Genomic DNA, 12,760 nt, shown 5'->3' on the forward strand with positions numbered 1-12,760 from the left:
GCGCGTCGCCCGCTTGATAGAGCGTCACTTGCCCTTAGTCGCGCGCAGGAGGCTGACAATCGCACGCATGACGGCCCTGCCGTTTTCAGGCTTGCAGCCGATTTCAACGACGCTCCTTCGTTTCAGGCCGACGAGTTGTGCGTTCGGATTTTGCTCGAGCTTGGAGACCGCGTGCCGAAAATCCTCTGAGGTGAAAGAGATGCAATCCGGCTGTCGGCAGGATATCTCTGCCGTGGAGCCAGTGAGTTTCACATCGCCGACCTCGCGCAAGGGGATTATGGCGGTTACGGGAAGCGACTCTTCGGCGTCGTCGAACTCGATGCCGAGCAGGTTCCGCCCTGGCGCCAGCTGAACCGATTGGATCTTCTCCTTTCTGTAATATGCTCCCGAATAGACGTGACCTGTCAGCAACGCCGCGAGCGTGGTCGCGCTGTCCTCCTGCGCCAAGGCGCGCCGCATTTCACACAGCGGGGCGAGTAAAGAAAGGGCGATCGCGATCGTAAGGGCAGGATACCGATACATCGATTTCTCCACTCAGGTGATGGGGGGAGCGGTTTATGCGCACGCTTTTTTTTCAGAAGGCGGCGCGCAATCTCAGTCCGAAGACGTTGATCGGCCCGCGCGCGCTGTTATGCGCGGGATTGACCAGCAGCTGATAATCGAAGGTCGCATCGATATTCTTGCCGAAGCCGATCTTGTAATAGGCCTCCATATTTTTCTCGCCGGCGTAGGAGAGCGCGCCGTCGCCGATATAGACGCTGGTTCCGCCAAGCCCGAAATAGCGCACGCGCGAACCGTGTAGTCCGCTGAAGGCGCCGGCGACGCCGATTTCGTCGTCGTCGCGTCCCCATAAGGCGCCGCCGGCCACCACGCCCATCGAGAGCTGCCGATCAATGTCGGTGTAATCGACCGTTTCGTAGCGGCCGTCGGCCATGCTGGCGCGCAAGAAGAAGCCGAGATGCGGCGCGAGCTGCTGTTTGATGTTGATGCCGCCGCCGGTCTTGACCGCGCGTCCCCGCGCGGTGTCGACGCTCGGCGGAAATTCGCCGGCAAGATAAGCGTGACGAATGACGTCGTCGATCTTGCTGATATAGCCGTTGTCGCCAAAGGCCAGGAACTTGATTGCGCCGGGCTGACTGAAGAGATCATAGCGCGCCTCGAATTCGACGATGCTCATGAATTGTCGAAACAGCTGCGGTTCGATATCGAAACCGTTCGGGGTCGTCGAAAGCTGAAACACGCCGCCGCGCGCCGTCCACCAGTCCTGCTTCCACTCCGCGGCGAGTCCGTAAGTATAGCCCCAGGCGTCAGCCGCATAGTCGAGGGCGCCCATCTCGTTGAAGGCGAAATTGAGAAAGCCGGTCGTCGGGTCGTGCGCATAGACATTGTCGTCAAAGACGTCGGGCACGGCGAATTTTCCGAGCGTGATGATGATGCGATCCTTGTCGACCCGGCCCGAAATCTGGTTTTGCGTCGATTCAAGCACTTCGCTCCGGGAGCCGACGTCAGGATCGCGCTGTCCCTCGCCGCCGTTCAGTCCGATGATCTGGCGCAGGAAGTAACGCTGGAAGCGCATATAGGGCGCCGTTCGGCCGACCTTAGCGACGGCGCCGTTTACATAAGCTCCGGCGCCCACCGAATTGGCCAGTCCATAGCCTTCGTCGATCTCGGGATTGAGATAGACGGCGCCGCCCTCCCATAGGCGCAGGCCCAGAAATAGATCGCTGGTTGAGCCGACATTGGCCTTGCCGCCGGAAGGAAAGCTGTTGGGTCCGTCATAGAGCGCGCGAAACCGCGGATAGGCCTGGACGACATTCGTCGTCTGCGCATGCACGCTGTAGCGTTCAGGGGCGTCCGGATCGCCGGCGTTCCCCCCATTGCCCGAATTTTGGCTGTTATGTGCGTGCTGGCCGTAGTGCAACTCGCCAGAAATCTCGCTCTTCGCGCCGAAATGATAATTCAGACCGAATCGCAGCAGATGATTCTCATTGCGCATGCGCGACACATAGGAATAGCCGGCGCCATTGTCGAAGACCTGTGTGTTCAGCGACTGATTGAGGAAGAGATATTCGGCGCGCGCCGACCAATTGTCGGCGAAGGCGTATTCGAAGCCGGCGCCGATGGCATATTTCATCCGAGAGGATTGCGACCATGGCGCAGAGAAAATCGCATCGAGCCCTCTCGCGCCGAGCGTCAGAGTCGCCGGACCTCTTGCGCCGCCCGCCGCGACGCCGCCCGTCAGATAGAAGAGCGAGCGGTCCCAGGCGTAGCCGACGCGCCCGCGAATGCTCGCGAAGAAATTCGCGCTTGAATTGGCGGAGAGCGCATACGCCGGAAGGCCGGGAACATAGGCCGGCGAGGCGGGGAAAAGCCCATGCGGGCCGCGCCTGCCATCGAGAAGGCTGAGATCGGTTTCGAAACCCCAGACGACGGGGCCACTTTGCCAATTATAGCCGACCTGCGCGCCGACGGTGACGCCTGGGCGCGTCCCGCCACTTGGATAAAGATCGAAGACGGGCGCGCCGAAGCCGCTCGTCGCCTGCAGCAGCCGCTCGCCAGCGTGCAGCGGAACGGCGCCGCCGAGGCTTGCGCCCATATACATGCCGACCCAGCTGAAGACCGGCGGCCGGTCTTCGCAGCGCGCCGCGTTCGCATTCAGCGCGCAAAATGCAAAACCAAGAGAGACGACAAAAGCCAGGCGCGCGGCGGCGCTCGCCGGCGTTCCATGTCGAGGGGCGCCGACGCTCGACGTGAGGAAGGATCGAGGCCTGTGCATGCGCTCTCAAGAACCTTGCCGACGTCGTCTCCGTTGGATAGGCGATAAGGCTGCGCCAGAAACCAAGCGCCGCGCGAATCATCCTTCGGCCAAATAGTAGATCTCTGTGACAGATTTTCGCAGCGACTATTGGCGCAGTCCTTGCTTCGAACTGCAAAAAAGGCCGCCAGCCGAGGCCGCCAAAAGGGAGTTCTTGCAATGGACTCACGCATAACGCAGTTCGATGAACTGGCTGGAGCGGACGGCCGCACCCGCGCCCCTTATCGCAAGCTTTCGCAATGGCTCGCGGAGACCCCGCCCGAACTCCTGGCCTCGCGGCGCGAGCAGGCGGAGCTGCTTTTTCGTCGCATCGGCATCACCTTCGCGGTCTATGGCGCGCAGGAGGCCACCGAGCGGCTCATTCCCTTCGATATCCTGCCGCGCATACTCGCGCGCAGCGAATGGACGACGCTTGAAAAAGGTCTGATCCAGCGCGTCGCCGCGCTCAACGCGTTTCTTGCCGACATCTATGGCGCCGGCGAGATCTTGAGGGCTGGAATCGTTCCCGCCGATCTCGTCTATCGCAACCCCGCCTATTGCCCCGAGATGGCGGGTCGGCGCGTGCCCTACGATATTTACGTGCATATTGCCGGCGTCGACATCGTGCGCACCGACGATCAGGGCTTCTTCGTTCTCGAGGACAATGCGCGGACGCCGTCTGGCGTCTCCTATATGCTCGAGAACCGCGAAGTGATGATGCGGCTTTTCCCGGAGCTCTTCGCGCTGCATCGCGTCGCGCCGATCGAAAACTATCCCGATGAGCTGCTTGCGACCTTGCGCTCGGTCGCGCCGCCGCGCGCCAACGGCGATCCGACGATCGTCCTGATGACGCCCGGCCAGTACAATTCCGCCTTCTACGAACACTCGTTTCTCGCCGATAAGCTCGGCGTCGAGCTTGTCGAGGGCCGCGATCTCTTCGTTCGCGACGACGTCGTCTATATGCGCACGACCGAGGGCCCACGCCGCGTCGACGTCATTTATCGGCGCATCGACGACGACTTCCTCGACCCGCTGTGCTTCCGGCCGGATTCGGCGCTCGGCGTCGCCGGACTGATGGGCGCCTATCAAGCAGGCAATGTGACGCTGGCGAATGCAGTCGGCGCCGGCGCCGCCGATGACAAGGCGATGTATACCTACATGCCTGACATTATTCGGTTTTATTTAGGGGAAGCGCCGCTCCTGCAGAATGTTCCGACCTTTCGCTGCCGCGAAACGGAAGCGCTTGCTTACGTGCTCGACCATCTCGATGAACTCGTCGTCAAGGAGGTGAACGGCTCCGGCGGCTATGGCATGCTCGTGGGACCGCATGCGGCCAAGGCGCAAATCGAGGAGTTTCGCGCCAAGCTTAAGGCGCATCCGCAGAATTTCATTGCTCAGCCGACGCTGGCGCTTTCGACATGCCCGATCGCCATGGCGACCGGCGTCGCCCCGCGTCATGTCGATCTGCGGCCCTTCGTGCTGCAGGGGGCCAATGGCGCCCGCGTCGTGCCGGGCGGTCTGACCCGGGTCGCGATGACGGAGAAGTCGCTCGTCGTGAATTCGAGCCAGGGCGGCGGCACCAAGGACACCTGGGTGATCGACGACGCGTGGGTCGCCGAGGAGCCGATGGGGCAAGCGTGATAAGAACTCGCATATGCCGCAACGACCACCGATGATCGCCAAAGCGACTCATAAACGGACGTGCTGATGCTTTCCCGCACCGCCGACAATCTGTACTGGCTCGCCCGCTACATGGAGCGCGCCGACTTTCTGGCGCGCGCCATTCAGGCGTCGCGACGCCTCGCCGCGCTGCCGAAGGCCTATGGCGGCGAAGAAACCGAGTGGGAAAGCGTGCTGCTGTCGTCGGGCGCGGCGCTGGCGTTCGACGCCTCCGGACGTCCGGTCGATGAAGCCAATGTCATCGAATTTCTCACCTTCGCGCCGGAAAATCCGGGATCGATCCGCAACTGCCTGGAGCAGGCGCGCGCCAACGCCCGCGCCGTGCGCACGGCGTTGACCATCGAAATGTGGGAGTCGATCAACGACGCCTATCTTGAAATGCGCGCGCTGGAGTCGCGCGGCGTCGTCCCCTGCGCGCAGGAGCTTGCGCGCTTTCTCGAGGTCATCAAGCAGACGTCGCTGACCTATGACGGCGGCGCCTATCGCACCATGCTGCGCAACGACGCCTATTGGTTCTCGCGCGTCGGCCTGTTCATCGAGCGCGCCGACAACACGGCGCGGTTGCTCGACGTCAAATATCATGTGCTGCTGCCCGAGAAGGAGATCGTCGGCGGTTCGCTCGACTATTTCCAATGGTCGGCCATTCTGCGCGCCGTATCGGCGCATACCGCCTATCACTGGGTCTATCGCACGAGCATGAAGCCTTGGCTCGTCGCCGATCTGTTGATCCTCAAACCGGAGATGCCGCGCTCGCTGATTTCCTGCTATCAGTCGATCGTGCGCAATCTCGACAATCTTGCCCGCGCCCACGGGCGCCAGGGGGTGTCGCAGCGTCACGCCCGCGGCGTCTATGGCAAGCTCGAAAAGCTGAGTATGGAGAGCGTCTTCCAGGGCGGGCTGCACGAATTCGTGCAGTCCTTCATCACTGAAAACAACCAACTGGCCACGCTCATTTCCGAGCAATATCTCTTCTGAGCGACATCAGATGCGCATCCGCATAAGGCACGAAACAACCTATCGCTATGCGGAGCCGCCGCGAACGGCCGTGCAGCATCTTCGCCTGTCGCCGCGCAATCACGATGGGCAGCATGTCGTCGATTGGCGCATCGACGTCGATCGCGATTGCCGACTGGTGCAGTCGGAAGACGCGTTCGGCAATACGCTTCACCGCTTCTCTGTCGATGGGCCGATCGAATCGATCTCCACGGTGGTCGAAGGCGAGGTGACGACCTTCGACATGACCGGAGTCGTGTCAGGCGCGGTCGAGCGCTTTCCGCCGATCCTTTACATGCGCGAGACGCCGCTGACGACGCCGAGCGCAGCGATCGGCGATTTCGCACGCGAAACGACGTCGAAGGAAAGCGGAACGCTCGCGAAGCTCCACGCGCTGCTTGGCGCGATTCACGAGTCACTCACATTCGACGCCGCCGCCACACATTCGGCGACGACGGCGACGGAATGTTTCGAGCATCGCAAGGGCGTCTGTCAGGATTTTTCGCATCTCTTCATCGCCTGCGCGCGCGAGATCGGCGCGCCGGCGCGCTATGTAAGCGGCTATTTCCTTAGCAGCGATGGCGAGGATCAGGTCGCCGGCCACGCATGGGCCGAGGCCTATGTCGAGGATCTCGGCTGGGTCGCGTTCGATCCCACGCATGGCGTCGCGCCGCAGGAAAATCATGTGCGCGTCGCCGTAGCGCTCGACTATTTGGGCGCGGCGCCGATCCGCGGCGCGCACTCGGGCGGCGCGGGCGAAACACTGGACGTCAAAGTGCGCGTCGGGCGGGCGGCGGCCTTCAGCCAGTCCCAGTCGCAATCGCAATCGCAGTAGCTGGTCTCAGACTCCGACCAATTGACCGACCACGGCGCGCTGGCGCCCGTCGGCATCGTTTCGCGCGCGCTCGGCTAAGCCAATTTCATCGCACGGCGCGAAGCGCAGCCCGTATTTGTCATATTGGAAATCGCATTTGCCGTTGTGGCTGAGCGCGGCAACGACGCGCGGCCAGACGTCCTTCCTGTCCCAGCGATGGTAGCGCGTATAGGTCGTGTACCATTTGCCGAACTGCGGCGGCAGGCTGCGCCAGGGCGAGCCGGTGCGAAAAATCCAAAACACCGCTTCGAGAAAAAGCCGATTGTCGCGGCCTCTACAGCCTGGATCGCCTTGTTTTCCGGGAAGGACGGGAGCGACGGCCTGCCAATGTTCGTCAGAAAGATAATTCTCAATCAATTGATCCTCCGTCGCGGCGCATTGCGACGTCGACCCGGGCGGACGCGCCTTCGATGTGAAGGGCCGACATGATCGATCGATATTTCTATCCTAGGTTGTAATTTTGAACAACACAACCTGTTTTCGGCGGGGTCGTCCGACGCGGCGGCGCGATCAACGTGCGTTCAGCCGCCGCCTGGGCTGGACGCGCGCGCGCTTGCGACTTGCGCGCCCCTGTGGCACACAGACGCCGAACGCGTCGGACGCGATTTCAGGCGTTTGGGGCGATCAAGCGCTGCAGTAGCTCAGTGGTAGAGCACTCCCTTGGTAAGGGAGAGGTCGAGAGTTCAATCCTCTCTTGCAGCACCAGCTCAATAATTTGTCTGTCAGTTCGACGCCGGACGCGAGCGGCCGCCGAAAGCGGCGCCGTCTTTTCCACGCAGCTAAAGCCCGCCAGAGAGGTCCGGCAGGCTTTTTTTTCTATATTATCAAGCGGACGGATGGCGACGCGAGGCGCGCCGCGCGGCGGGAGATCTTACGAGAGGATCGCGTTCAAGCGAGAGAAGGCTTTTGAGCTGTAGTCGCTCAAGGGAAGGCTTGCGAAAAAGTCCTCAACGCCTTTGGGATTCTGGCCCCAGGCGATCAGGAAGCCCGCTGCCGCCAAGAGCAGCAGGGACAGCAACGCCGACGAGAGGCCGGCGAGAACCCCAACCGCCAGAATGATTCCAATCTTGGTCCTGTTGCTCATCGCCATCGCTACGTCTCCTGATTGCGCCTCGTCTGCACTCATTTAGATCAACATGGTTAACCAATAATTAGCGCGCAAGCTCGCCTGCGTCCGCGCGCGGCGCGTCGCCGCCGGCCTCTTCATGCGCAAGCGCCCCGCATATGGCGCGTCTGCGCCGTTCCTTCGCCGCGCAACTCTTCGCCAGCTTCTGCAGCCTGGAACGCTGCAGGGCCGACGGCGCTCATTCCGATCGGCGCTCCCTCCGTTCAGATCGAACGCCAAGCTGAGGGAAGAATTTCAGCCTGAGTAATAGCCGACGATCGCGGCGCCGAGAAAGAAACCGATCGCCCCTAAAATCATCAGTCTGGTTAAGCCTCTTGGCATGAACTCTCTCCAGGCGGCGCCGCTCGCCTCAAATTAGCGGTCGCAACTCCAAGATCAAGAAGCGTGGCGCCCAGAGCGTGGCGATCGCGTGGGCGGAAAAGAAAAACCGCAGGCAAGGGCCTGCGGTTTTAAAAATAATGGCGCGCTCTTAGTAGTTATAGAAAGCGACGCAGACGCGGTTGCCGTAATAGTCCCAGCCCCATTTCGCGCAGCGCCGCGGCGGAGCGGTCGCCGCGCCGACGACGGCGCCGCTGGCCGCGCCGATCGCCGCGCCGGCGAGCGTGCCGCCGGCGCGTCCGCCGGACGCGAGCGCGCCGATGCCCGCGCCGCCAAGTCCGCCGATCACCGCGCCGCCTGCTGCGCGTTCACCAGGCGTGTTGCACGCCGTAAGCGGCGCGGCCGCCATGAGGGCGGTCGTCAGCAGCAGAACTTTCTTCATGCGTTTCTCCTAGGGTGACGCTGGATCGTCCGCATCCAGGCGAAGCGGCGCCGGATCAGTCCGATCGTATGCGCGCAGCGAGAGTCTTTACCGACGCCGCGGCCGACGGCCGCTTGGGTATGCCGCAAGCCGCATTGGCGTCGGGCGGAGTTTAATAAATGCCCTCTGCAATGACTGTCGCAAAAATACAACATCGTGCGACATTCGGGCGCGCGCCGCTTAGGAAAAGCCCGAAACGCGACGGGTTTTCGCCATAAAGGCGCGCGCATGGCGCCCTTGGGGTTGGAACGTAAATTTGCTAGCAGCCATTGTCGTTTGCTTTTAAAGGACATCGCTCTCATGGATGCAGCCGCATGCGCCGAGGAATTTAGGCGCCGTCTCGACGCCGCCGCCGACGCCGCCGAATCTGCGCTCGACGCGCTGCTCGCGGCTGCGCAGCTTCCCGGCGAGATCGCCCGTCCCGCGCGCCTTCTCGAAGCGATGCGCTATTCGTCGCTTGGCGGCGGCAAGCGGCTGCGGCCGTTTCTGGTCATCGAATCTGCGCGACTCTTTGGCGTCGTCGGCGATGCGGCGCTGCGCACCGCCTGCGCGCTTGAAATGATCCATTGCTATTCGCTCGTCCATGACGACTTGCCGGCGATGGACGATGACGATCTGCGCCGCGGCCGGCCGACGACTCATAAGGCCTTCGACGAGGCGACGGCGATCCTCGCCGGCGACGGGCTGTTGACCTACGCGTTCGACGTCGTCGCCGATCCGCAGACGCATCCTGACGCCGGCGTGCGCGCGGCGCTGGTGCTCGCCTTGGCGCGCGCGGCGGGGCTTGGCGGGATGGTCGGCGGACAGGCGCTCGACCTTGCCGCTGAAACCGCCGCGACGCCGCTCACGCTCGAAGCAACCTTGCAGATGCAGGCGATGAAGACGGGCGCTCTGTTACGCTTCGCGGCCGACGCCGGAGGCATCCTCGGCGGCGCTTCAGTGTCGCAGGCGCGTGCGCTGACGCGCTATGGCGAAGCGCTCGGCGCCGCGTTCCAAATCGCTGACGACATTCTTGACGCAGAGGGCGACAGCGCTGCGCTTGGCAAGCGCGCGGGCAAAGACGCCGAACGCGGCAAGGCGACTCTTGTCGGTCTTCTCGGTCTCGACGCCGCGCGCGCGAGACGGGACTCGCTGGTCGCCGAAGCGACGGCGGCGCTGCACGAAACAGGACTGGGGGAGGCGACGAACGTTCTGGCGGAGGCCGCCCGTTTCGTCGCCGCGCGGCGCAACTGAGGAATCGCGCCGATGCGCCGACAAGAACTGTCCAAGACCCGTCGGCGCGCGTTGGCGATCCTGGCGCCATTTCGCATTGTTCGCGCGCGCCCGCAGCTCTTTCTCAGTTTCGCTTTCGGCGGCGTCGTCGGATTTCTTCTGCCGCAGGCGATGCAGCCGGTCGCCCGCGCGCTCGTCGCATGGAACGCCGTCGCGCTCTGCTATTTCGTTCTCGTCTACCTGCTCATCGCCCGCGCCACTCACGATACAATCCGCGAACGCGCCCAGCATCTCGACGAGGGCCGCGTCGTCATGCTGTTGCTCACGACCGCAATCGCCACCGCCTCTTTCGGCGCCGTCGTCGTCGAGCTTGGTTCGGTGAAGTCAATGGAAGGCTGGGAAAGGGGGGCAGCCGTCGCGCTCACCATCATCACGGTGCTGAACTCCTGGCTGTTCCTGCACCTGACATTCGCCTTTCACTATGCGCATGAATTTTACTTCGAGGAAGAGCATGATCCGGACGAGCCGCCGACGGCGCGAGGCGGACTGCATTTTCCCAACACCAGGATGCCGCAATACATCGACTTCCTGTATTTTTCCTACGTCATCGGCGTCGCCTTTCAGACGGCCGACATAGAAACCTGCTCGTCGCCGATGAGACTGCTGGTGGCGACGCATGGCATCGTCGCTTTCTTCTACAACACCACGATCCTCGCGCTCATGGTGAACGTCGCCAGCCAACTGGTCTGAAGAAAACATGCATGACGCGGCGATCGATCTTAAAAGCGAAGCGGCGCGACTGCGCGCGATTTTGATCGGCTCGGTCGGCAATCTCGTCGAATGGTACGACTTTTATGTCTATTCGGCTTTTTCGCTTTATTTCGCCGACTCATTCTTTCCTGGCGAAGACCCGCTCGCGCAGATGATGTCGGCCTCCGGCGTCTTTGCGCTTGGTTTCTTGATGCGGCCGATCGGCGCCTATGTCTTCGGACGGATCGGGGACGGGCGCGGCCGGCGCGCCGCGCTGATGCTCTCGGTGCTGCTGATGTGTCTGGGCTCGCTGCTCATCGCGCTCGCGCCGACCTATGCGACGATCGGCGTCGGCGCGCCGGCGACGCTGCTCGTCGCGCGCCTCATACAGGGCGTCAGTCTTGGCGGCGAATATGGGTCGAGCGCGACCTATCTCGCCGAGATGGCGCATCCCGAGCGCCGCGGTTTCTATTCGAGCTTTCAATATGTGACGATGATCGCCGGCCAGCTGCTGGCGCTCTGCGTGCTGCTCATCCTTCAGAATGTCGCGCTCGACGCTCAGGCGCTGCGCGATTGGGGCTGGCGCATCCCTTTCGCCTTCGGCGCGCTGCTCGCCATCGTGGCGCTCTATATGCGCCGCGACCTTGTCGAGACGCCCGCCTTCAAAGCCTCCCGCGCCGAACGACGGCGCGGGTCGCTCACCGCGCTCCTCGCGCATAAGCGCGAAACGGCGACGGTCGTTGGACTGACGCTCGGCGGCACCGTCGCCTTCTATGTCTATACGACCTACATGCAGAAATTCTTGAAGCTCTCCGTCGGATTGAGCGATGCGGAGACGACGTGGATTGCGGCCGGCTCGCTTCTCTTCGCGCTCTGTCTTCAACCGATCTACGGCGCTGTGTCGGACCGCGTCGGCCGCCGGCCGATGCTCATCGCCTTCGGCGTGCTGGGAACGATCTTCACCGCGCCGCTGCTGACCTCCATTCAGAATGCGCGCGACGCATGGATCGCCTTCGCGCTCATCTGCTGCGCCTGGCTGATCGTCGCGCTCTATACGTCGATCAACGCTGTTGTGAAGGCCGAACTCTTTCCAGCGGCGATCCGCGTCACCGGCGTCGCTTTGCCCTATGCGGCGACGGTGTCGCTGTTTGGCGGCTCGGCGGAATATGTGGCGCTCTGGTTCAAGGCGCATGGCCATGAGAGCTGGTTCTTCTACTATGCGAGCGCCGCGATCTTCATTTCGCTCATCGTCTACGCGACGATGCCGGATACGAAGAAGAACTCGCGCATCGAGCGGGACGAAAGTTAGGCTTCGTCCGACGTCGGCGCTATGCCGAGGTCAGACAGGCGCACGGCAAGTTCGGGCGCGAGCATCGGCGTCGCAAGCTCGCTTGACGGAAGCTCCGCGATCTCCGCGTAGCCGCTCGCGCCCAATCGGCGGTGAACCCAGATCGTGGCGCGAATGACGTCGATGACCCACACTTCACGAACGCCATACGCCGCATAAATGCCGATCTTGCGGCCCTTGTCGTATTTGAGGCTCGAATCCGCGACTTCGATCGCAAGCAAGACGGCGGGGCCGTCGAGGGCCTTAAGATCGAGATCGCGACGAAAGACGCAGAAGTCAGGCTCGACGAACGTGCGTGCGTCAAGACGCAGCGTGGTTTCCGGCGCAATGCTTAAATGGATCGGCGCAACTCGTTGAAAAAAACGATTGAGTTCGATTTTTATCCATTCATGCCGGGCCCCTTTGGGCGACATGGGCACGACCTCCCCGCCGATCAGTTCGAAGCGCTCGTCTTCGTCGATGATGCCGACGCGGACCATTTCCTCGATTTCCGCGACGGTCCAGCAGCGCCGAGGCATGCCTTCGGCGGCCTGGGTCGAGAGTGGGAGATCGCTCGGGCGGAGATGCGGGTTCATAGAGGCTACGATAGCACTCCCGTGAAATTCCGTGAAACCCGAACGACCGTGGCGGTCAAGCCCTCCGATAGAACCCTGAGCAGCATCCTCAGGCAGGTTCGGCCTTGGTCTGCGCAATCGCTTCCGTATGAAATGCGACCGACTCAGCGTGATCGTTCAAAACGCTTTTTTTAGTCCCGCCTGACGCAAATGGCATTAGCGGTGTGGCGGCTGGGAATGCCGATGGGAACGGCGAAATTGCGTCCAGTGACGGGACTATGCCAAATTTCGTGACTTCCTTTTCCCTGGCGCGCCATGATGCAACCTGCGACGCGCAATAAATCGCACAGGGGACGATCGAACTGCGGCGCCATCACGCGACCGCCCATTCAACCTCGCGCAGCGCGGAAATCTGCAAATATACCGATGCCGGATCGACGCCGGGATGATTGTCCGCCAGCAGGTCGAGCGCCATGGCCGACATCTTCACGAAGAGTTCGTCGAGCGTTGGAGCGTCAGCCGCCGCCGGAATTTCATCGCAATGGCCGCTCCAGACCGAAGCCGCGTCATCCCCTGCGGCGGAAATCGTGAAAATGACCGGTTTCTTTGTCATCCCTCGTTTCTCAGCCG

Annotated in this window: 13 protein-coding genes and 1 tRNA gene; 7 read left to right on the plus strand and 7 right to left on the minus strand. The window is 62.4% G+C overall.

Features of this window, described 5'->3' with window-relative positions:
• Positions 1–24: 24 nt before the first annotated feature.
• Both ACR65T_RS16235 and ACR65T_RS16240 read right to left on the minus strand, forming a co-directional pair.
• Positions 25–522, minus strand: a complete 498-nt coding sequence (locus ACR65T_RS16235; protein ID WP_434497463.1) for a hypothetical protein — start codon at positions 520–522, stop codon at positions 25–27.
• 52 nt (positions 523–574) lie between these two features.
• Entirely contained in the window at positions 575–2,776 is a 2,202-nt protein-coding gene (locus ACR65T_RS16240; protein WP_434497464.1) for a carbohydrate porin, read from the minus strand.
• A gap of 198 nt (positions 2,777–2,974) precedes the next feature.
• Here ACR65T_RS16240 and ACR65T_RS16245 point away from each other — a divergent pair, with 198 nt between their 5' ends.
• The 3 genes from ACR65T_RS16245 to ACR65T_RS16255 all read left to right on the plus strand — a co-directional run bounded on the left by ACR65T_RS16245 (position 2,975) and on the right by ACR65T_RS16255 (position 6,302).
• On the plus strand, positions 2,975–4,435 hold the full coding sequence (locus ACR65T_RS16245; RefSeq protein ID WP_434497465.1) for a circularly permuted type 2 ATP-grasp protein: 1,461 nt from the start codon (positions 2,975–2,977) through the stop codon (positions 4,433–4,435).
• Between the two features lie 66 nt (positions 4,436–4,501).
• The gene (locus ACR65T_RS16250; protein ID WP_434497466.1) at positions 4,502–5,449 is read left to right on the plus strand and encodes an alpha-E domain-containing protein; all 948 of its coding nucleotides are present in this window, start codon (positions 4,502–4,504) and stop codon (positions 5,447–5,449) included.
• A gap of 10 nt (positions 5,450–5,459) precedes the next feature.
• Entirely contained in the window at positions 5,460–6,302 is an 843-nt protein-coding gene (locus ACR65T_RS16255) for a transglutaminase family protein (protein WP_434497467.1), read from the plus strand.
• A 6-nt stretch (positions 6,303–6,308) separates the two neighbouring features.
• Here the strand turns inward: ACR65T_RS16255 and ACR65T_RS16260 are convergent, their stop codons facing one another.
• Complete coding sequence (locus ACR65T_RS16260) at positions 6,309–6,698, minus strand: transposase (RefSeq protein ID WP_434497468.1); 390 nt, start codon at positions 6,696–6,698, stop codon at positions 6,309–6,311.
• Positions 6,699–6,971: 273 nt separating this feature from the next.
• Between ACR65T_RS16260 and ACR65T_RS16265 the strand changes: the two genes are divergently transcribed.
• A tRNA-Thr gene (locus ACR65T_RS16265) sits at positions 6,972–7,046 on the plus strand.
• Positions 7,047–7,212: 166 nt separating this feature from the next.
• On the opposite strand, the gene ACR65T_RS16270 is transcribed toward ACR65T_RS16265, so the two are convergent.
• Together ACR65T_RS16270 and ACR65T_RS16275 are read right to left on the minus strand one after the other, a co-directional pair.
• On the minus strand, positions 7,213–7,425 hold the full coding sequence (locus ACR65T_RS16270; protein ID WP_434497469.1) for a hypothetical protein: 213 nt from the start codon (positions 7,423–7,425) through the stop codon (positions 7,213–7,215).
• Between the two features lie 511 nt (positions 7,426–7,936).
• Positions 7,937–8,227, minus strand: a complete 291-nt coding sequence (locus tag ACR65T_RS16275) for a hypothetical protein (protein ID WP_434497470.1) — start codon at positions 8,225–8,227, stop codon at positions 7,937–7,939.
• Positions 8,228–8,566: 339 nt separating this feature from the next.
• On the opposite strand from ACR65T_RS16275, the gene ACR65T_RS16280 reads away from it, so the two are divergent.
• The 3 genes from ACR65T_RS16280 to ACR65T_RS16290 are packed head-to-tail and all read left to right on the plus strand — an operon-like array spanning position 8,567 to position 11,537.
• Positions 8,567–9,499 (plus strand): polyprenyl synthetase family protein, encoded by a 933-nt coding sequence (locus ACR65T_RS16280; protein ID WP_434497471.1) that lies wholly within the window; start codon positions 8,567–8,569, stop codon positions 9,497–9,499.
• Positions 9,500–9,511: 12 nt separating this feature from the next.
• Entirely contained in the window at positions 9,512–10,228 is a 717-nt protein-coding gene (locus ACR65T_RS16285; RefSeq protein WP_434497472.1) for a DUF1345 domain-containing protein, read from the plus strand.
• 7 nt (positions 10,229–10,235) lie between these two features.
• Positions 10,236–11,537 carry an MFS transporter gene (locus ACR65T_RS16290; protein WP_434497473.1) on the plus strand — a complete coding sequence of 434 codons (1,302 nt, stop codon included), beginning with the start codon at positions 10,236–10,238 and terminating at the stop codon, positions 11,535–11,537.
• Here the strand turns inward: ACR65T_RS16290 and ACR65T_RS16295 are convergent.
• Both ACR65T_RS16295 and ACR65T_RS16300 read right to left on the minus strand, forming a co-directional pair.
• Positions 11,534–12,151, minus strand: a complete 618-nt coding sequence (locus ACR65T_RS16295; RefSeq protein WP_434497474.1) for a Uma2 family endonuclease — start codon at positions 12,149–12,151, stop codon at positions 11,534–11,536. The two genes, ACR65T_RS16290 and ACR65T_RS16295, sit on opposite strands and share 4 nt — an antisense overlap.
• Positions 12,152–12,503: 352 nt before the next feature.
• The gene (locus ACR65T_RS16300) at positions 12,504–12,743 is read right to left on the minus strand and encodes a DUF1902 domain-containing protein (protein WP_434497475.1); all 240 of its coding nucleotides are present in this window, start codon (positions 12,741–12,743) and stop codon (positions 12,504–12,506) included.
• Positions 12,744–12,760 lie beyond the last annotated feature (17 nt).

Source organism: Methylocystis sp. (assembly GCF_051061285.1).
Classification (GTDB): Bacteria; Pseudomonadota; Alphaproteobacteria; order Rhizobiales; family Beijerinckiaceae; genus Methylocystis.

Excerpts from the sequence above, each read along its gene's own strand:
- ACR65T_RS16235 (WP_434497463.1), bottom strand. The coding sequence starts at position 522 with ATGTATCGGTATCCTGCCCTTACGATCGCGATCGCCCTTTCTTTACTC.
- ACR65T_RS16240 (WP_434497464.1), bottom strand. The coding sequence starts at position 2,776 with ATGCACAGGCCTCGATCCTTCCTCACGTCGAGCGTCGGCGCCCCTCGA.
- ACR65T_RS16245 (WP_434497465.1), top strand. The coding sequence starts at position 2,975 with ATGGACTCACGCATAACGCAGTTCGATGAACTGGCTGGAGCGGACGGC.
- ACR65T_RS16250 (WP_434497466.1), top strand. The coding sequence starts at position 4,502 with ATGCTTTCCCGCACCGCCGACAATCTGTACTGGCTCGCCCGCTACATG.
- ACR65T_RS16255 (WP_434497467.1), top strand. The coding sequence starts at position 5,460 with ATGCGCATCCGCATAAGGCACGAAACAACCTATCGCTATGCGGAGCCG.
- ACR65T_RS16270 (WP_434497469.1), bottom strand. The coding sequence starts at position 7,425 with ATGAGCAACAGGACCAAGATTGGAATCATTCTGGCGGTTGGGGTTCTC.
- ACR65T_RS16275 (WP_434497470.1), bottom strand. The coding sequence starts at position 8,227 with ATGAAGAAAGTTCTGCTGCTGACGACCGCCCTCATGGCGGCCGCGCCG.
- ACR65T_RS16280 (WP_434497471.1), top strand. The coding sequence starts at position 8,567 with ATGGATGCAGCCGCATGCGCCGAGGAATTTAGGCGCCGTCTCGACGCC.
- ACR65T_RS16285 (WP_434497472.1), top strand. The coding sequence starts at position 9,512 with ATGCGCCGACAAGAACTGTCCAAGACCCGTCGGCGCGCGTTGGCGATC.
- ACR65T_RS16290 (WP_434497473.1), top strand. The coding sequence starts at position 10,236 with ATGCATGACGCGGCGATCGATCTTAAAAGCGAAGCGGCGCGACTGCGC.
- ACR65T_RS16295 (WP_434497474.1), bottom strand. The coding sequence starts at position 12,151 with ATGAACCCGCATCTCCGCCCGAGCGATCTCCCACTCTCGACCCAGGCC.
- ACR65T_RS16300 (WP_434497475.1), bottom strand. The coding sequence starts at position 12,743 with ATGACAAAGAAACCGGTCATTTTCACGATTTCCGCCGCAGGGGATGAC.